The sequence below is a fragment of the Peptacetobacter sp. genome, from assembly GCF_029264495.1.
Lineage (GTDB): Bacteria > Bacillota > Clostridia > Peptostreptococcales > Peptostreptococcaceae > Peptacetobacter.
The window spans coordinates 1-19,913 of record NZ_JARIBH010000024.1; the positions used below are offsets into that span (position 1 = coordinate 1).

Below are 19,913 nucleotides of genomic sequence, written 5' to 3' on the forward strand. Positions count from 1 at the left end.
AGCTTTTTTATTATCTATCAGAAACATCATTATAAACTATTATTCTATTTGGCACTAAATCTTTAGGATTAATATTTTTATCGATATCAACATCAATACCAACAGAATCACCAATTTTTAATTTTGAAATATCTGTATCAAATGATTTTTCTCCATTGATACAAACAATATAAGCATCAGAACAATCTACATTTCCCAAAACATCAAAGAAAATACTAGTTTCATCTTCTGTAGTATATTTTATAGAAATTTTATTTTCATTTACAGACTCAATATTTCCTTTTACAATCATATTTTTCTTATTAGAAGAATTAAATTTTTGTGTCATAAGCTGTATCTCAGTTGCTTTTAATGATTTTGTGTTTTTATTTATATCATTTAAATTTGCATATACTAAAATTTCATCACCAATAGAAAAATCTTTCAAAGTTAAAATTTTAAAGTTATCAGTTGCAAATTCAGCATAGATTAAATCTGTATCAGAACAATCTATGTATATAGAATCGTTTAAATTTATTTCTTTATCGAGTGGAGATACATATAGTCTATTATTTTTTATATCTACTTTGTTTACAACAGAATTAAAAGTAGATATTGAGTTGTTATTTGATTTATTTGAACAACCTAAAACTAAAAGAGAAGTAGATATTATAATTATAAATAGTATTAATATTTTTTTAAAATTCATATTTTGCCTCCACAAATTAATTTTATTAATTATAGCATAAAAATATATAAATAAATATCAAATTAGTTAAAAAAGATAATAATTATCCATATTAATAGTATAATATAAATTGGAATTTTATAAACGATATAGGAAAGGAAAAGATTTATGAAAGGGAAAGTAATGTTTCAAGGAACAGCATCTAATGTAGGTAAAAGTATAATATCAGCAGGAATATGTAGAATTTTTGCTCAAGATGGATATAAAGTAGCTCCATTTAAACCTCAAAATATGGCTCTAAATTCATATATAACAGATGAAGGTCTTGAAATGGGAAGAGCACAAGTTTTTCAAGCTGAAGCTGCTGGAATTTCACCAAAAGCAGATATGAACCCTATATTATTAAAACCATGTGGAAATCATATTAGTCAAGTTATAGTAAGAGGAAAATTAGTTGGTAAAATGCACTCTTCAGAATATAATGAGTACAAACTAAAACTTATAGATGTATTAAAAGAAACATTTTTGGATTTAGAAAATGAATACGATGTAATAGTTATGGAAGGTGCAGGAAGTTGTGCAGAAATAAATTTAAAAGAAAGAGATATTTCTAATATGGGAATGGCAGAAATTGCAGATTCTCCAGTTATTTTAGTTTCTGATATAGATAGAGGAGGAGTATTTGCATCTATTGTTGGAACATTATCACTTCTTGATGAAAAGGAAAGAAAAAGAGTTAAAGGTGTAATAATAAATAAATTTAGAGGGAAAAAAGAATATTTTTCTGATGGTGTAAAAATGTTAGAAGATATTATAAAAATTCCGGTATTAGGAGTTGTTCCTTATTCAGATATAAAAATTGAAGATGAAGATAGTGTGACAAATAGATTCAAGAAAAAATCTATTAAAAATGATATTAATATAGAAGTAATAAGAACACCACATATGTCTAATTTTACAGATTTTAATATATTTGAAACGCAAAACGATGTAAATTTAAGATATATTGATTTTGGGGAATCTATAGGAAATCCAGATATGATAATAATTCCTGGAAGTAAAAATACTATAAAAGACTTAGAATATATAAAAGAATCAGGATTAGATGAACAGATAAAAGAATTTAATAGAAGAGGAAAGTTAATAGTTGGTATCTGTGGAGGATATCAAATGATGGGTAAAAAAATAATAGATAATGATGGTATAGAAAGTGATATTTTAGAAGTAGATGGATTAGGACTTTTAAATATAGAAACTGAATTTATAGACCAAAAAAGAACTGTCCAAACAGAGAAATTCATTGCTTCAAATATGAATGGATATTTAAAAGATGTATCAAATAAATATGTAAAAGGATACGAAATACATATGGGAATTACATATAGCGATGATTATGAAAATTTATATAAAGAGGAAGCAGATGAAAAAAAATGTATTATAGGATGTGTAAATAAAGAGGGTAATGTATTTGGTACATATATTCATGGAGTTTTTGATGAAATAGATTTTACTAGAACTTTATTAAATACAATTAGAGAAAAAAAGGGGCTTGAACCGGTAAAAAGTGAAGTAAAATCATTTAAAGAATTTAAAATGAAAGAATATGATAAATTAGCAGATTTGCTTAGAGAAAATTTAGATATTGAAAAAATATATAAAATTTGTGGATTGGAGATTAAATAAATGAAGAAAATTATGATAGCTGGAACTTCTAGTGGTGTTGGAAAAACTACAATTTCATTGGGAATTATGCGGGCTTTGACAAAAAGAAATTTAAAAGTACAGCCATATAAAATAGGTCCAGATTATATAGATCCATCTTTCCATACATTTATAACAGGGAGAGAATCTAGAAATTTAGATTCATATATGTTAGATGATGAAAAGATAAAAAGTATAGTAAAAACAGCGTCTTGTGATGCAGATATTTCTGTTATAGAAGGTGTTATGGGACTTTACGATGGATTTGGTATAGATATAAACAATTGTAGTAGTTCATATACATCAAAAATAACAAAAACACCAGTAATATTAGTTATCAACGGAAAAGCAATGGCAGCATCTTCAGCAGCAACTGTATTAGGTTATTTAAATTTAGACAAGGATGTAAATATAATAGGAGTTATTGCTAATAATGTAAGAACAGAAAGTCATTTTAAAATAATAAAAGAATCTATAAAAAAATACTGTAATATAGAAGTTTTGGGTTATTTCCCGCCAAATGAGAAATTTGCTCTTGAATCAAGACATCTAGGTCTTATACCTATGGATGAAGTTGAAAAGTTATCTGAAAAATTTTCTTCTCTAGCAGAAGAAATAGAAAAATATATTGATATAGATAGAATTATTAAATTATCAGAAAGTGAAGATATAGAAAGCAAATTCAATTTAGAAGAAGAACTGAAAAAAAGAAATTTATACTCTCTTGCAAAAGGAAGAAAAGTATCAATAGCATATGATAAAGCTTTTAATTTTTATTATAGAGAGAATATAGAAATTTTTGAGAAGCTTGGAATAGAAATAAAATACTTTAGTCCACTAAATGATGAAAGTGTTCCAGATTCAGATTTTGTATATATAGGCGGTGGATTCCCTGAAATATTTGCAAAAGAATTAGAGAATAATAAAAAAATTAGAGAAAATATTTTTGGATTATATGAAAAAAATATACCTATATATGCAGAATGTGGAGGACTTATGTATCTTGGAAAATCTATCATAGATAAAAATGGAGAAAAAAGAGATATGGTAGGAGTCTTTGATGGAGAAAGTGAAATGACTCCAAAACTTAAAAGGTTTGGATATTGTGAAGGTGAAGCACTTTATGATACTGTTATTTCAAAAAAAGGAGATTTTATAAAAGGACATGAGTTTCATCATTCTATATTTAAAAGTGAAGAAAATTGTGCATATAAAATGAAAAAAATAAGAGATAAAGAAGTTATAGATGAATGGGTCGGAGGATATAGTAAAAAAAATACTTTAGCTACATATCTTCATACTCATTTTTATAATAATCTAGACTGTATAGAAAATATTTTACAAAATTGTATTAAAGTTAGAAAGGAAATTTAATAGTGTTTGATAATAGTTTATTTTTACCTCAAAGTACAGGAAGTATAGCTTTTATTTTTTTAGGATATACAGTTAGTTCTGTGATTATCATGATTATAGGATATATACTTGATTTAATATTTGGAGATCCGTATTGGTTTCCACATCCAGTAAGATTTATAGGTAAATTAATAAGTAATACTGAAAAATTTATAAGAAAAAGAGCAAAAACAGAAGAATCATTGAAATATTGGGGAGTATTTTTGTGGATTGTAACAGTTGGAATTACTTTTTTAACAACATATTTAATTATTAAAATTTTTAGTTTTAATAATTATTTAAAAATAGCTATTAGTTCATTCATAATATACACAACTCTATCAACAAAATGTTTAAAAGATGAAGCTGTAAAAATATATAATGTTCTTTTGACAGGGGATATTGAAAAATCTAGAAAACAGTTATCCTATATAGTTGGAAGAGATACTACAAATTTAAGTCAGACAGAAATAATAAGGGCTACTGTCGAAACTGTAGCTGAAAATACAGTAGATGGAATAGTTTCTCCTATGCTATTTGGTTTTTTATTTGGTGCTCCAGGAGCAATGGCATATAAAGCTATAAATACTTTAGATTCTATGGTAGGATACAAAAATGAAAAATATTTAAATTTAGGATGTTTTTCAGCAAAAGTAGATGATATAGCAAACTTTATACCAGCAAGACTGACAGCTATATTTATGTCAATAGCATCTTTTTTATGTGGGATGAATGGATTTAAAGCATTAAAAATAGCTATAAGAGATAGAAAAAATCATAAAAGTCCTAACTGTGCATATGCAGAAGGTGCAGCAGCTGGAGCACTTGGAGTACAATTAGGAGGAACAAATGTATATTTTGGAAAAGAAGTTTACAAACCTACAATAGGTGATAAAAATAGGGAACTTGAAAATTTAGATATAGTTAGAATGAATAAGCTTATGTATGTGACATCTGCAATTTCACTTGCAGTTTTAACAGTATTATTTGTCATTATGATATAATAGAATAACATTAAATTAGGAGGATTTGGATTGGAAGAAAAATATTATAAAAATCCTATTCATGGTGCAGATATTAATTCAGAAGCAAAATTATATGAAATTGACCCAGAAAATATAATAGACTTTAGTTCAAATATAAATCCTTTTGAAGTTAATTGTATGGATAAAATTATTGAACTTGGATATAAAAATTTAAAAAAGTATCCAGATATAAATTATACAAATTTAAAAAGAAATATATCTGAATATATAGAGTGTAAAGAAGAATATATAATTCCCGGAAATGGAGCAACAGAGATAATATATCTTCTTATGAGAAAGATAGGAAAAAGATTAGCTATAATAAATCCTACTTTTTCAGAATATAGAAAAAGTGCTCAAATAGCAGGAATTAAAATAATAGATTTTACAATGAATTATAATGAAGAATTTGAATTAAATTTAGAGGAAATAGAAAAAAAATCAAATGAATTTGATAGTATTTTCATATGTAATCCTAATAATCCAGATGGGAAATTAAGAAATATAGATAAACTTCTAGAGTTTGCAAAAAAGAAGAATAAACTTCTAATTGTAGATGAAACATTTATAGAATTTGCAGAAGATGAAAAAGAGAGAAGTTTAATTTATGAAATAGAAAACAATAAAAATTTATTTATAATAAGAGCAATTACAAAATTTTTCGGAATCCCAGGAATAAGACTTGGATATGGAGTTACATCTAATTTAGATTTATTAAATAAGATGTATGAAGAAAAAGAGCCATGGACTATAAATTCTTTTGCAGATGCTGCTACAGAGTTTATTTTTTCTGATAGGGAATATATAAAAAAAAGTAAGGAATATTTTTTTAAAGAAAGAAAGTTTTTTATAAATGAATTAAAAAAGATAGAAGGAATAAAAGTATTTGATTCCAATTCTAATTTTATTCTTTTAAAATTTGAAGATAAAAGAGTTTTGGAAATAAAAAAAAATTTATTAAAAAGGGCAGGTATTTTGATTAGAGATGCATCTAATTTTATAGGACTAGACGACAGATTTGCAAGAGTTGCTATAAAAAATCATAAAGATAATATTTTATTGATAGATGCTATAAAATCTGTATTGGGTGAATAGAATGAAAGGTTACGCAAAATGTCCTGCTTCATGTGGTGAATTTGTGCAGGGAATGATAGGTAATGAAGAGTACCTTTGTTCATATGCTGTAAATCTTTTTTCTGAAGTTTACCTTGAAGAAAGAAAAGATGGAGAAGAAGAAGATTTAACAGAAAGAGTAAAAGGAACAGATAAAAAAATATATATAAGAAATGTTAAAAAGTCTAGATTAGCTATTAAAAAAGTTTTTGAAAAGTATGATATACCTTTGGAAACATTAAATAATATTTCTGTAAAAATAATAAGTGAAGTGCCTGTTAGTAAAGGTATGGGAAGTTCAACAGCAGATATAGGAGCTGCAATAGGAGCTGCATTAAATTTTATAGGAGAAGAAATGACATGTGATGAAATAGCAGAAATAGCAGCTTCAATAGAGCCTACTGATTCTGTTTTTATGGAAGAAAATGTAATTTTTAATCCAGTAAAAGGTAAGGTAAAAGAAAAACTTGGGTATGTAGATAATATGAAAGTTTTACTTCTTGAACCAAATAAATATTTAAATACTGTAGATCTTAGAAAAAATAGAATGTATAGAGAAGCAAAAATGAAAAATAGAGAAATAATAGAAAATGCTTTTAAGATGTTAAAAAAAGGATTTACAGAAAATGATAGAAATATGATAGGAAGAGCTTGTACAGCAAGTAGTCTTGCAAACGAAAATATTTGCAAAAAAGAATATTTAAAAGAGATTATAGATGTTTCTGATAAATTTGGAGGATTCGGAGTAAATGTAGCACATAGTGGAACTATAGTGGGAATATTACTAGATAAAGATTTTGACTGTACAGAGATTATTTCTGAATTAAAGAAAAGAGAAGTAGATAAAGTATACTCTAATATGTACACATTAGATATTATAAAAGGTGGAATAAGGTATAAATAAATTAAAAAGGAGCGATTTTTTTGGAATATATTAAAAATCCTATGAAAATAGAGGATAGAAGTTTTGAAATTATACAAAGTATAATAGATGAAATAAGACCGAATTATAAGTTTAAAAGTGAAATAGAAGAAAAAATAATAAAAAGAGCAATACATACTACAGCAGATTTTGACTATTTGGATATTTTAAAAATATCTGAGAATGCAGCTGAAATAATAAAAGATGCATTAGAAAATAAAGCTAGTATATATACTGATACGACAATGGCATTAAGCGGTATTAATAAAAGAAAATTGGATAAATTAGGATGTAAGTATAAATGTTTAGTTGCAGATGAAAAAACAATATTAAAGGCAAAAGAACAGGGGATAACTAGATCTATGGCAGCAGTTGAAATAGCAGCTGAAGATAAAGGTAGAAAAATTTTTGTATTGGGAAATGCACCGACAGCCTTATTTAAAGTTATAGAAATGGTTGAAGATGGGAAACTTGAAGTAGATGCAGTCATTGGAGTACCAGTTGGTTTTGTAGGTGCAGCTGAATCTAAAGAAAAGCTATCAAAAACAGATATACCATATATACTTTCAGAAGGTAGAAAAGGTGGAAGTAATTTAGCAGCAGCTATAATAAATGCGATACTTTACAATATAGAGAGATAAGATGGAAGATTTTGTATATATAGATGGGAAAAAATATAGAAGAGGTTATACAACTGGTTCTTGTGCAACTGCAGCAGCAAAGGCAGCAGTATATATGCTTTTGAGTAAAGAAAAGATAGAAACTGTAAATATAGATACGCCTAAGGGGATATATCTATCTGTACCATTAGTATTTTCTGAAATAAAAAAAGACTATGCAATGTGTGCTGTTGAAAAAGATGGTGGCGATGATATAGATGCGACAAATGGAATAAAAATATTTGCAAAAGCAAGTTTTGTTTATGAAAACGAAATAGATAAAAGTGAATATGATATAAAAAATTTAAAAGATATTAAAAAAGAAGTTTTTTCTTTTGGAGAAGAAAAATTTTTTGTATTTGCAGGAGAAGGAATAGGGATTATAACAAAAAAAGGACTTAGTGTAAATCCAGGAAGACCAGCTATAAATCCAGTTCCACAGAAAATGATTAAAAAAGAAGTAGAATCAATAATAAATGTATATAAAGACTTCAATAAATTATATATAGAAGAAAATAGCTTAGACCTAAATAGAAAGAAAGTAATAAAAATAACTATATTTATTCCTGAAGGAGAAGAAGTTTCTAAAAAAACTTTTAATCCAAGACTTGGTATAATAGGAGGAATTTCTGTTATAGGAACAAGTGGAATAGTAGAACCAATGAGTGATGATGGATGGAAAAAATCATTATCTATAGAACTAAATATGAAAAAGGAACTTGGAATGGATAGTATAATTTTAGTTCCAGGAAATCATGGTGAGAGTTTTATAGATGAAAAAATAGGTAAAAATAATTTTACTGTAAGAACAAGTAATTTTATAGGATATATGTTGATGGAAGCAAAAAGAATGGGATTTAAAAAAATTTTATTAGCTGGACATATAGGAAAATTTATAAAATTATCTGCAGGAATTTTTAACACTCATAGTAAAGTTGCAGATGCTAGAAGCGAAATATTAATAGCAAATTTAGCTCTGTTGGGAGCTGATTTAGATTTAATAAAAAAAATAGATGAATGTTTAACTACAGAAGAAGCAGTAGATATAATAGATGAAAATGGATTTAATAAAGTTTATGATATAATATGTGAAAAATGTAGGAAAAGAGCTCAAATGCATGTGAATGAAGAAATAGAAATAGGAGTATATATTTTTAAAATGGATAAAACTCTTCTTGGAAAGAGTGAGAATGCAGATGATATGCTTAGTAGTTTTAAAGAGAAATATATCTAAAATATCGGGAGGAGAAAATGTTAAATGTAATCGGTATCGGTCCAGGTAATAAAGGGTATATTACAGAAATTGGTAAAAAAATAATAGATGAATCGGAAGTATTAATTGGTGGAAAAAGAAATTTAGAAATATTTAAAAATTTCAAAGGAGAAAAAATAATTTTGGGTTCTAATTTGGTACAGATAAAAGATTATATAAATCAAAATACTGATAAAAATATATCTGTAATCGCATCAGGAGATCCATCTGTATATGGAATAGGTAAATATTTATCGAAAAATACAGATAAGGAAAATTTAAAAATTTTTCCAGGAATAAGTTCTATGCAGTATATGTTTGCAAGAATAAAAATGGATATGAATGATTTATATATGACTAGTAGCCATGGAAGAGAACCAGATTTTGATTATTTATTATCTCATAAAAAAGTATGTATGGTTACAGATTCTAAAATAGGACCGAGAGAAATTGCCCAGGAAATAATAAAAAGAGATTTAAGGAAGATTATATTTGTAGGAGAAAATCTTTCATATGAATCTGAGAAAATTACAATTGGAAAACCAAAAGACATTTTAAAAGTTGAAAAATATGATATGAATATAGTGGTGATAGTAGATGAAAAATAGTGATTTTATAATTGGAAAAGTACCAATAACAAAGGAAGAAGTAAGGTCGATTGCATTATCCAAGTTAGATATAGAAAATGCTAAAAAATTTATGGATATTGGTGCAGGTACAGGAAGTATAAGTATAGAAGCAGCTTTAAAAAATCCTAGTTTAGAAGTAACTGCTGTAGAAAGACATAATCATGCAATAGATTTAATTGAAGCTAATAAAAATAAATTTTCTATTGAAAATATTAAAATAATAGAACAATATGCTCCTTTTGAAATAGATGAAAAATTTGATGCTATTTTTATTGGAGGTACAGGAAAAAAATTAGAAGAAATAATGGATTGGGTATATGAAATTTTAAATAAAGATGGTAAAGTATGTGCTAATTTTATAATAATGGATACATTCTATAAAGCACTTGAAATTTTTAAAAATAAAGGTTTTAAAGATATAGATGTAAGTATGATTTCTATATCAAAATTAGAAAAATTGGGAAGTGGAGAGTATTTTAAACCACAAAATCCAATATTTTTAATATCAGCAAAAAAATAAATAGAATATGGAGGCTTAAAAATGAGTAAAGTACATTTTGTTGGAGCTGGGCCTGGAGATAAAGAACTTATAACTTTAAAAGGTTATAAACTTTTAAAAAATGCAGATATTGTTATATATGCGGGTTCTCTTGTAAATCCAGAGCTACTGGATTATTGCAAAGAAGATTGCGAAATATTTAATAGTGCAGTAATGGATTTAGAAGAAATAATAGATGTTATGAAAAGAGGAATTAAAGAAAATAAGGAAGTTGTGAGACTTCAGACAGGAGATTTTTCTATATATGGTTCAATAAGAGAACAGGTAGAAGAGTTAAATAAAATAGATGCAAAATTTGACTGTACTCCTGGAGTAAGTTCTTTTTTAGGAGCATCTTCTGCAATTGGTGTTGAGTATACTGTTCCAGAAATATCTCAAAGTGTAATTATAACTAGAATGGAAGGAAGAACTCCAGTACCAGAAAAAGAATCAATACAAGAATTTGCAAAACATCAAACTTCAATGGTCATATTTTTATCTGTTCAAGAGATAGAAAAAGTAGTTGAAAGATTAATAGAAGGTGGATATGAAAAAGATACACCAGTTGCTGTAGTTTATAAAGCTACTTGGCCAGATGAAAAAATACTTAGAGGAAATCTTTCTGATATATCAAAAAAAGTTAGAGAAAATAATATAAATAAAACTGCATTAATAATGGTAGGTAGATTTTTAGGTAAGGATTATAATAACTCTAAACTTTATGATAAAGATTTTGTACATGAGTATAGAGGAAATTAAAATGGAAACAATTAATTTTGATAAAAGAGATAAAGTTAAAAATATTATAGAAAATAAAATAAATAAGAATGATATTATAGAAAATAAAATAAATTTTAAAATAGCAGTTATAGCAATAACAGAGAATGGGAAAAAAACTGCTGATAAAATAAAAAAAGTAAAAGATGTAGATTTATTTTTTCAAAAGAAAGGCATTAAGGAATTAACTGGAAAGCTTTTTGAAGAATATGATTGTATAGTATTTATATCTGCATGTGGAATAGCAGTTAGATGTATATCACCATATTTAAAAAGTAAATTTGAAGACCCAGCTATTTTGGTAGTAGATGATAATGGAAATAATGTTATTAGTTTACTTAGTGGACATATAGGTGGTGCAAATGAAATTACTAAAGAGATAGCAAGTATTTTAGGTGCAAATCCAATAATAACAACATCAACAGATACAAATAAAAAAGGTGCTTTAGATGTAATTGCATCAAAAATTGGTGGATATATAAAAAATTTTAGAGAATCTTCAAAGTATATAAACTCTTGTCTAGTAAATAATAAAAATGTGGGAATATATTTTGATGAAAATTATATAGAAGAAAAAGAAAAATTAAATTTATCTGGATTTGAAATTATAGAAGAAACTAGTATAGAAAAAATAAAAGACCTTCAAGCAATAGTTACAGTAACTGATAAAATAGAATCTTTTATAGATAGAATTATAGAAGACGAAAATATAAATTATGTAAAGCATATAAAATTGATACCTAGAAAAATTGTACTCGGTATGGGCTGTAGAAAAGAAACAGAATTAGAAAATATGCTGAATGAATTTTATAATTTTGCCTATATAAATAATATTCATCCAGCAGCTATTGTAAAAACAGGAAGTCTTATAATAAAGAAAGATGAGTTATGTATGCAAGAGTTATCAAAACTTTTATGTGCAGATTTTATTTTGTTTAATACAGAAGAAATTTCTACTTGTGATTTTTTATTTGATAAATCTGATTTTGTTAAAAAAAATACTGGTGTATATTCTGTTGCACAACCATCAGCATATCTTTTAAGTAACGGAAATGTTATATCTAAAAAATACAAAAAAAATAAAACAACTTTTGCTTTTGGAAGAATGAAAGGATAAAACAATGATTTATGTTATAGGTATTGGACCAGGTCAAAAAGAATATATGACAATAGAAGCATTAGAAGCTATAAAAAAATCAGATGTCATAGTTGGGTATAAAACATATATAAAATTAATAGAAAAAATTATTTCTGATAAAGAAATAGTACAAAATGGAATGAGAAAAGAAATAGATAGATGTAAAATGGCTGTGGAAATAGCTAAAGAAGGAAAAAATGTAGCTGTAGTAAGTAGTGGAGATTCAGGAATATATGGAATGGCAGGTCTTATATTAGAACTTTTAGTAAAAGAAAAAGAAAAAATAGACGTAAAAGTAGTTCCAGGGGTAACTGCAAGTATTGCTGCTGCATCAGTACTTGGAGCACCTATAATGCATGATTTTTGTCATATAAGTTTAAGTGATTTATTAACACCTTGGGAAGTTATAGAAAAAAGATTAAAGTTAGCGGCAGAAGCAGATTTTGTCATATGTTTATACAATCCAAGAAGTAAAGGTAGAAGTGAGCACTTATCGAGAGCATTTGAGATAATGGGGGAATTTAAAGACGGAAAAACTCCAGTTGGAATAGTAAAAAATGCTGGAAGAGAGGGTGAAGAAAAATATATTTGTACTTTTGAAAGTATGAATTTTGAAATTGTAGATATGACAACTATGGTTATAATAGGAAATAAATCTACATTTATAGAAAAAGATATGATGATAACTCCTAGAGGATATACTCTTTAGTTAGTAGAGGTGATAGTATGATTTTAGTTTTAGGTGGTACATCAGATAGTATAAAAATATGTAATTTAATAAATAAAAGAGGATTTTGTGATAGATATATACTATCTGTTACGACTGAATATGGAAAAGATTTAGCTAAAGGAATAGCAAAAAAAATTCATCTTGGAAAGATGAGCGAAGAAGATATGAAAAATTTTATAATGAAAAATAAAATATCTTTTATAATAGATGCGACACATCCATATGCAATAGAAGTATCAAAAAATGCTATAAAATCTGCAAAAAATACAGATACAGGTTATATAAGATATGAAAGAAAATCATTAATAGAAGATATTGATTATGATAGATGTATTTTTGTAGATAGTATAGAAGAAATGTGTTATAAAGCAAATCAAGGTCCTTATAAAAGAATACTTATTGGAACAGGGAGCAAGAATTTAGCTAAGTACAAAGAAAATATAAAAGAAGCAGAACTTTTTCCTAGAGTACTTCCAACTTCAGAAGTTATATTAGAATGTGAAAAAATGGGGTTTAATGCAGATAATATTATAGCTATGAAAGGACCATTTTCTAAAGAAATGAATGTAGAAATGATAAGACATTATAATATAGACCTAATGCTTACAAAAGAAAGCGGAGTTGAGGGAGGATTTTTAGAAAAGATTAATTCATGTAAAGAAACAGGTATAGATGTTATTGTTCTTAAAAGACAAAGAATATTTTATCCAAATCAGACAAGTGATTTAAATGATATAAATAATATTTTGGATATATGGAAAGATGAAGCTAAGTTTGAAAAATAAAGTAAAAAGAATGGAGAAAATAAAATGAAAAAAGCAGTACTTGTTGTTAGTTTTGGGACTAGTTATCATGAAACAAGAGAAAAAACAATAAATGCAGTTGAAAATAAAATAAAAGAAGATTTTAAAGAGTATGATTTTTTTAGAGCATATACTTCTAATATGATAATAAATAAATTAAAAAGAAGAGATAATATAGAAATAGATAATCCTATACAAGCAATGGAGCGTATTTATAAAAGTGGTTATGATGAAGTAGTTGTTCAGACTCTACATATAATTTGTGGACATGAATATGTAAAATTAAAAGAACAAATAAAAGAGTATAAAGATAAATTTAAAAGTATAAAATTTGGAAATCCACTACTTTATAGTATAGAAGATTATAAATATGTAGCAAGTTCATTAAAAGAAATTACAGATAAAATGGATTCAACTGTAGTACTTATGGGTCATGGAACAGACCATGAAAGCCATAGTGCATACCCAGCTATAGAATACTATTTAAGGGATTTAGGAGCAGATGTATATGTTGGTACTGTTGAAGGCTATCCAGAAATAGATAATGTTATAAAAAAACTAAAAGAAAGAAATATAAAAAAAGTTCATTTGATGCCATTTATGTTAGTTGCAGGAGACCATGCACAAAATGATATGGCAGGAGATGAAGAAGATTCTTGGAAAAATATAATAGAATCAGAAAATATAGAAACAGTTATTCATTTAAAAGGTCTTGGAGAAATGGAAAAAATACAAAATAAATTTGTAGAAAATGCTAAAAAAGCAGAAGAAATTTAAGTTTAAAATGAAAGGATAAAATTATATGGCAAAATTTTATGGAATAGGTACAGGTCCTGGAGATAGTTCCTTACTTACTATAAAAGCAGTTGAAACATTAAAGAAAATAGATATATTATTTACACCAGAACCTAAAAAAGGTGGAGAAAGTCTAGCTTTATCTATAGTTAAAGAGTATTTACCTGATGGATTGGAAATAAGACAAAGACATTTTCCAATGAATTTTAATGGAGAAGAAAAATTAAAGGCATGGGAAAAAATAGCCTTAGAAATAGAAAAAGAGATAAATATAAATAATAAAGATGTTGGGTTTATAACTTTAGGAGATCCAATGATTTATAGTACATATGTTTATATAATGGAAAGATTAAGTGAAGATGTTGAAGTTGTAACAATTCCTGGAATATCATCTTTTTCTAATATAGCATCTTCTAATAATTTTCCATTAGTCATGGATACGGATGCACTTGTTGTAGCTCCTTGTACTATGGATGAAGAAAAATTGGATAATATATTACAAAATTATAACTGTATAGTTCTTATGAAAGTATACAGGAACTTTGTGGATATAATAAATAAACTAGAAAAGTATGGATTAATAGAAAGTTCAATACTAGTGAGTAATTCATCTCAAGAAGGGGAAAAAATATATAAAAATCTAAAAGAAGCAGGACTTGAGGATAAAATATCGTATTTTTCAACAATATTGATTAATAAAAGCTATAAAAATCTAAACAAATAAAAAATTATTCACAAAAGTGCATAAAATATTGATAATTGTGAATAACTTTTATTAAAATTTAGAAAAAGAAAGGCAAAATAATGAAAATAAGAGTAGGAACAAGAGGGAGTAATCTAGCACTTATCCAAACTAATTGGACTATTGATAGATTAAAGGAGAAATTTCCAGAAGTTGAATTTGAAATAAAAATAATAAAAACAAAAGGCGACAAAATTTTACATTTATCTTTAGATAAAATAGGAGATAAAGGACTTTTTGTAAAGGAAATAGAAAACCAATTATTACAAGGAAATATAGACTTAGCTGTACACAGTATGAAAGATATGCCAGCAGAAGTTGTTAAAGGATTGAAATTTGCGTCAGTACCCAAAAGAGAGGACCCTCGAGATGTAATAATACTTAGAGAAGGGATAGAAAAATTTGAAGATTTACCTAAAGGTGCTACTATAGGAACTGGAAGTAAAAGAAGGAAATATCAACTTTTAAGAAAAAGACCTGATTTAAAAATAGTTCCAATAAGAGGAAATATAGAAACAAGAATTTCAAAAATAGAATCAGAAAATTTAGATGGTATAGTACTTGCAGCTTCAGGAGTTAAAAGAGCAAACTTAGAAGATAAAATAACAGAATATCTTTCTGTAGATTTAATGATACCAGCTCCAGCTCAGGGAGCTTTAGCATTAGAAATAAGAGAAGAAGATAAAAAACTTGAAGATATGATAAATGAAATAAAAGATGAAATATCACAAATACAAGTTGATGCAGAAAGAAGTTATTTATCAGAAATAGATGGAAGCTGTCACATTCCGATGGGAGCATATTGTAAAATTGAAGGAGAAAATCTTTTCTTGACTGGAATATTTGGAGATGAAGAAGGAAAAAAAATAACAGTAGCTTCTCTTGAAGGGAAAAAAGATAATCCAAAAGAGTTAGGAAAAAATTTAGCAAAATTAATATTAAAAAAACATAAAGAAATAAAATAATAAGAAATGAGGATTTTTAATGAAAGGAAAAGTATATCTTGTAGGAGCTGGACCAGGAGATACAAAGCTTATAACATTAAAAGGTCTTGAATGTATAAAAAAGTCAGATGTAATAATATATGATAGACTAGCAAATGATGAATTTTTAAAAGAAGCAAAAGATGGCTGTGAATTTATATATGTAGGTAAAAAATCTAGTAATCATATACTTCCACAAGATAAAATAAATGAACTTATTTTACAAAAATGTCTTGAAGGAAAAGTAGTTACAAGATTAAAAGGTGGAGATCCATATGTATTTGGCAGAGGTGGAGAGGAAGCTGAAAAATTATTTGATAATGGAGTGGATTTTGAAATAGTACCTGGAATCACTTCTGCAATAGGAGGTCTTTGTTATGCAGGGATACCTATAACTCATAGAGATTATGCTTCATCATTTCATGTTATAACAGGACATCTTAGAGATGATGAAGAAAAAGAAATAAACTGGAATGCACTTGCAAATTGTAAAGGAACATTAGTATTCCTTATGGGAATAGGAAATTTAAAACATATAAGTGAGGAGCTTATAAAAGAAGGAAGAGATAAAAAAACTCCAGTCGCACTTATAAGTTGGGCTACAAGATATAATCAAAATACTACTATTACAGATTTAGAAAATGCATATGAGATAGCAAAAGAAAAGAATGTAAAAGCACCTTCACTTATAGTTGTTGGAGATGTAGTAAAAGTAAGAAATAAATTAAATTTCTTTGAAAATAGTGCTTTATTTGGTAAAAAAGTAGTTGTAACAAGAGCTAGAAAACAAAGTAGTTATCTTTCTGATAAAATAAAATTGCTTGGAGGAAAAGCAGTAGAACTACCAGTAATAAAAATTGAAAAAAATAATAATCAAAAGTTAAAAAAAGAAATAGAAAATATAAAAGAATATACACATATTGTATTTACAAGTAGAAATGGTGTTGAAATATTTTTTGAAACTATTGATGAAATGGGACTTGATTCAAGAATTTTCTTTAATTTAAAAGTATGTTCTATAGGGATGGGAACATCTGAAGAGTTAATGAAAAGAGGAATAAAAGCAGATATAGTTCCTAAAAAATTTGTAGCAGAATCTTTATTTGACGAAATGAAAAAAACATTAATTAAAACAGATAAAGTATTGGTGCCACGTTCAGAAAATGCAAGAGACTTTCTAGTAGACAAATTGAAAGAAATATGTAAAGTAAAAGAACTATATACATATAGAACAATAATAGATGAAAAAAGCATAGAAATTGCAGAAAAAGTATTGGAAGAAGATATAGATTATATTACATTTACAAGTTCATCAACAGTAAAAAATTTAATAAGTATTTTAGGTAATAATTACAAAGATATGTTATTAAATAAAAAACTAATTTCTATAGGTCCAATAACAAGTAAAACGATAGAAGAATTTGGATTGAAAGTGTATAAAGAATCATATATATCTACAATAGATGGATTGGTAGATTTATTGATCGAAGATAATAAATAAATTTAAATAATTATTGAATAAATGGCGATCGTATATTCGAGAGCCATTTATTTTTTTGAAATAAAAATAAATATAATTTTATATAAAGTTTAGATAATTATAAGTATAATAAGTATTAATTATAACTTTAAATCGAAAAAATGGAGGACATAATGAATATTTGTAAAATAAGAAACTTAACTATTGGAGATGGAAATGTAAAAATATGTGCACCAATAGTTTGTAGTACAAGAGAAGAAATTTTGTTAAGTGCAAAAAAAATAAAAACAAAGAAAATAGATATAGTAGAATTTAGAGCAGATTATTATAAAGATATATTCAATTTAGAAGAAATGATTAATACATTAAAAGAATTAAAAACTATATTATCTGATATACCAGTAATTTTCACATTGAGAACTGAAAAAGAAGGAGGAAAAGTATCTGTAAGTCTAGATGAATATATAAAAATAAATGAAAATATAATAAAATCAAATTTAATTGATGTAGTTGATATAGAATTATTTACAATAGATGATTATCGGAAAGATATAGTTGATTTAGCACATAGAAATAAAATAAAAGTTATTGGCTCAAGTCACGATTTTAAAAGTACACCAGAAAAAGATGAAATGATTAATAGATTAAAAAAAATGCAAAGTTTAAATATGGATATTTTAAAAATAGCTGTTATGCCCAATAATAGAGAAGATATATTGAAACTTTTAAGTGCAACTGAAGAGATGAGGAGCAAATTTGCAAATAGACCTATAATAACAATTTCAATGGGAAAATATGGAATTATAACAAGAATTTCAGGAGAAATATTTGGTTCAGCTTTAACTTTTGCATCAGTAGATAATAAATCAGCGCCAGGACAGATATATGTAGATGATTTAAAAAATATATTAGATATAATTCATAGAAATATTCATTAATTAGACAAAGATATAGTATTAATATATAATATAACAAGGGGCTAATTGTTCCTTTTTTTATAATTAAATCTAAGGAGATGAAACAAATGGAAGAAATTGAAAGTAATGTTTTTCCATTAGATAAAAATCTTATTTTAAATTTTTCAAATACGTATAGAAAAGAAGTAATAAATAAATTAGATAATACTGATTGGATAGATTGTTCAGATATATCAGGAACAAATATGTATTGTACAGAAAAAGCAGCTAAAGAAATTTATAATAGGCTTTATAAATATAGTGAAAAAGGAATACATTTTATAGATTCGGGAAACTATCATTATGCAACAAAGTTTTTTGTAAATAAAATAGATTATAAATTTTCATTAATTTTATTTGACTATCATAGTGATATGCAAATACCATTAATACATACATTTACTAGCTGTGGCGACTGGGCTAGAGAGATATTAGAAAATAATAAGTACTTAGAACAATTAATTTTAATAGGTCCAAGTCAAAAAACAATAGATGAAATAGAAGATATTAATAAAGAATGTTTTAAAAAATTAATTTGTATAAGTTTAAAAGATTTTGAAGAAGATATGGCGTCAATAAAATTAGAAGATATAAAAAAAGATATACCAATTTATATTTCAATAGATAAAGATGTTTTAAGTCATCATTATGCAGAGACAAACTGAAATCAAGGGAAGATGTCAGTAAACTCAATAAAAAGAATTTTAACTAAACTTTTGATAAATCATAGTATAGTAGGTGCAGATATCTGTGGAGAACAGAATATAAATGAGCCTCTCCCTAAGTTTTTAAAAGATAGAGAACTAAATAAAAAAACTAATAAATTATTATATGATTTTTTAACAGAAATTTTATGATATTATTGAAAGTTAATAAAAAAGAGGTGAGTAAATTGTTTTATCCTATAAATATTAATTTAGATAATCTTGAGATAATTATTATAGGTGGTGGAAATATAGCATTAAGAAAATGTAAAAACTTTTTAGAATTTGGAAAGAGTGTTACTGTATTATCACCTGAGTTTAAGAGAGATTTTTTAGAAATTGAAGAAAAAGTTGATTTTATACAAGATATATTTAAAGAAGAATATATAGATGAATTTGATATGGTTATAGCAGCAACGGACGATAAGGAAACAAATGAGGAAATAGCATGTATATGCAGAAAAAAATCTAAATTTGTAAATGTTGTAGACAATAGGGAATTTTCCGATTTCATTACAACATCTTATCTGAAAAGAGGAGATTTACTTATAGGTATATCTACAGGTGGAAAAGTTCCGGCACTATCATCAAAAATAAGAAGAGATTTAGAAGAAATATATGATGAGGATTTTTCGGATTATGTAGAAATATTAGCAAAAATAAGAAAAGAAGTTATAAAAAAATATAGTGATAAAACAGAAAGACGAAAAGTACTAAAATCATTAGTAGAGCTTGAATTAGATGAATTAAAAAATTTTGAAATATAAAAAATAAAATTTTAAAATAAAAAAATATAAAAAAAGTGTTGACCTTTTATTAATTAGGTGGTAATATAATACTTGTCCTTGAGAGAGGGCAAGAAACAAAAGAGAAAATCGAAAGATTAAAATGAACTTTGAAAACTGAA

Annotated in this window: 22 protein-coding genes; 21 read left to right on the forward strand and 1 reads right to left on the reverse strand. The window is 26.0% G+C overall.

Annotated features, from left to right (window positions below; translation table 11 throughout):
• Positions 1 to 10: 10 nt before the first annotated feature.
• Positions 11 to 688, reverse strand: a complete 678-nt coding sequence (locus tag Q1J78_RS02455) for a hypothetical protein (protein ID WP_300277801.1) — start codon at positions 686 to 688, stop codon at positions 11 to 13.
• A 147-nt stretch (positions 689 to 835) separates the two neighbouring features.
• Here Q1J78_RS02455 and Q1J78_RS02460 point away from each other — a divergent pair, with 147 nt between their 5' ends.
• The 21 genes from Q1J78_RS02460 to Q1J78_RS02560 all read left to right on the forward strand — a co-directional run bounded on the left by Q1J78_RS02460 (position 836) and on the right by Q1J78_RS02560 (position 19,773).
• On the forward strand, positions 836 to 2,350 hold the full coding sequence (locus Q1J78_RS02460) for a cobyric acid synthase (RefSeq protein WP_300277804.1): 1,515 nt from the start codon (positions 836 to 838) through the stop codon (positions 2,348 to 2,350).
• The gene (locus Q1J78_RS02465; RefSeq protein ID WP_300277806.1) at positions 2,351 to 3,742 is read left to right on the forward strand and encodes a cobyrinic acid a,c-diamide synthase CobB; all 1,392 of its coding nucleotides are present in this window, start codon (positions 2,351 to 2,353) and stop codon (positions 3,740 to 3,742) included. It abuts the gene before it with no gap.
• A 53-nt stretch (positions 3,743 to 3,795) separates the two neighbouring features.
• Positions 3,796 to 4,764 carry an adenosylcobinamide-phosphate synthase CbiB gene (gene cbiB, locus Q1J78_RS02470; protein WP_300277863.1) on the forward strand — a complete coding sequence of 323 codons (969 nt, stop codon included), beginning with the start codon at positions 3,796 to 3,798 and terminating at the stop codon, positions 4,762 to 4,764.
• 30 nt (positions 4,765 to 4,794) lie between these two features.
• Positions 4,795 to 5,880, forward strand: coding sequence for a threonine-phosphate decarboxylase CobD (gene cobD / locus Q1J78_RS02475; RefSeq protein WP_300277809.1), 1,086 nt, complete (start codon positions 4,795 to 4,797; stop codon positions 5,878 to 5,880).
• Between the two features lies 1 nt (position 5,881).
• Positions 5,882 to 6,802, forward strand: coding sequence for a GHMP family kinase ATP-binding protein (locus tag Q1J78_RS02480; protein WP_300277812.1), 921 nt, complete (start codon positions 5,882 to 5,884; stop codon positions 6,800 to 6,802).
• Between the two features lie 20 nt (positions 6,803 to 6,822).
• On the forward strand, positions 6,823 to 7,461 hold the full coding sequence (locus Q1J78_RS02485) for a cobalt-precorrin-8 methylmutase (RefSeq protein WP_300277815.1): 639 nt from the start codon (positions 6,823 to 6,825) through the stop codon (positions 7,459 to 7,461).
• Position 7,462: 1 nt separating this feature from the next.
• On the forward strand, positions 7,463 to 8,713 hold the full coding sequence (cbiD, locus tag Q1J78_RS02490) for a cobalt-precorrin-5B (C(1))-methyltransferase CbiD (protein WP_300277818.1): 1,251 nt from the start codon (positions 7,463 to 7,465) through the stop codon (positions 8,711 to 8,713).
• Positions 8,714 to 8,730: 17 nt separating this feature from the next.
• Positions 8,731 to 9,339, forward strand: a complete 609-nt coding sequence (locus Q1J78_RS02495) for a cobalt-precorrin-7 (C(5))-methyltransferase (RefSeq protein ID WP_300277821.1) — start codon at positions 8,731 to 8,733, stop codon at positions 9,337 to 9,339.
• Complete coding sequence (locus tag Q1J78_RS02500) at positions 9,329 to 9,880, forward strand: decarboxylating cobalt-precorrin-6B (C(15))-methyltransferase (RefSeq protein WP_300277824.1); 552 nt, start codon at positions 9,329 to 9,331, stop codon at positions 9,878 to 9,880. Before Q1J78_RS02495 ends, Q1J78_RS02500 begins: the two co-directional genes overlap by 11 nt.
• A 21-nt stretch (positions 9,881 to 9,901) precedes the next feature.
• Complete coding sequence (locus Q1J78_RS02505) at positions 9,902 to 10,657, forward strand: cobalt-precorrin-4 methyltransferase (RefSeq protein ID WP_300277827.1); 756 nt, start codon at positions 9,902 to 9,904, stop codon at positions 10,655 to 10,657.
• A 1-nt stretch (position 10,658) separates the two neighbouring features.
• Positions 10,659 to 11,792 (forward strand): cobalt-precorrin 5A hydrolase, encoded by a 1,134-nt coding sequence (gene cbiG / locus Q1J78_RS02510; protein WP_300277830.1) that lies wholly within the window; start codon positions 10,659 to 10,661, stop codon positions 11,790 to 11,792.
• A gap of 4 nt (positions 11,793 to 11,796) precedes the next feature.
• A complete protein-coding gene (cobJ, locus tag Q1J78_RS02515; RefSeq protein ID WP_300277833.1) occupies positions 11,797 to 12,522 on the forward strand; it encodes a precorrin-3B C(17)-methyltransferase in 726 nt (241 codons plus the stop codon).
• A gap of 17 nt (positions 12,523 to 12,539) precedes the next feature.
• The gene (gene cobK, locus Q1J78_RS02520; RefSeq protein ID WP_300277836.1) at positions 12,540 to 13,328 is read left to right on the forward strand and encodes a precorrin-6A reductase; all 789 of its coding nucleotides are present in this window, start codon (positions 12,540 to 12,542) and stop codon (positions 13,326 to 13,328) included.
• A gap of 24 nt (positions 13,329 to 13,352) precedes the next feature.
• On the forward strand, positions 13,353 to 14,123 hold the full coding sequence (locus tag Q1J78_RS02525; RefSeq protein ID WP_300277839.1) for a sirohydrochlorin cobaltochelatase: 771 nt from the start codon (positions 13,353 to 13,355) through the stop codon (positions 14,121 to 14,123).
• A gap of 25 nt (positions 14,124 to 14,148) precedes the next feature.
• Positions 14,149 to 14,865 carry a cobalt-factor II C(20)-methyltransferase gene (locus tag Q1J78_RS02530; RefSeq protein WP_300277842.1) on the forward strand — a complete coding sequence of 239 codons (717 nt, stop codon included), beginning with the start codon at positions 14,149 to 14,151 and terminating at the stop codon, positions 14,863 to 14,865.
• Positions 14,866 to 14,945: 80 nt separating this feature from the next.
• Positions 14,946 to 15,848 (forward strand): hydroxymethylbilane synthase, encoded by a 903-nt coding sequence (gene hemC / locus Q1J78_RS02535; protein ID WP_300277845.1) that lies wholly within the window; start codon positions 14,946 to 14,948, stop codon positions 15,846 to 15,848.
• Positions 15,849 to 15,867: 19 nt separating this feature from the next.
• Positions 15,868 to 17,367 carry a uroporphyrinogen-III C-methyltransferase gene (cobA, locus tag Q1J78_RS02540; RefSeq protein ID WP_300277848.1) on the forward strand — a complete coding sequence of 500 codons (1,500 nt, stop codon included), beginning with the start codon at positions 15,868 to 15,870 and terminating at the stop codon, positions 17,365 to 17,367.
• A gap of 152 nt (positions 17,368 to 17,519) precedes the next feature.
• Entirely contained in the window at positions 17,520 to 18,284 is a 765-nt protein-coding gene (aroD, locus tag Q1J78_RS02545; RefSeq protein WP_300277851.1) for a type I 3-dehydroquinate dehydratase, read from the forward strand.
• An 86-nt stretch (positions 18,285 to 18,370) separates the two neighbouring features.
• Complete coding sequence (locus tag Q1J78_RS02550) at positions 18,371 to 18,967, forward strand: arginase family protein (protein ID WP_300277854.1); 597 nt, start codon at positions 18,371 to 18,373, stop codon at positions 18,965 to 18,967.
• Positions 18,968 to 18,979: 12 nt separating this feature from the next.
• A complete protein-coding gene (locus tag Q1J78_RS02555; RefSeq protein WP_300277857.1) occupies positions 18,980 to 19,159 on the forward strand; it encodes a hypothetical protein in 180 nt (59 codons plus the stop codon).
• A gap of 26 nt (positions 19,160 to 19,185) precedes the next feature.
• Positions 19,186 to 19,773 (forward strand): precorrin-2 dehydrogenase/sirohydrochlorin ferrochelatase family protein, encoded by a 588-nt coding sequence (locus Q1J78_RS02560; protein ID WP_300277860.1) that lies wholly within the window; start codon positions 19,186 to 19,188, stop codon positions 19,771 to 19,773.
• Positions 19,774 to 19,913: the final 140 nt, after the last annotated feature.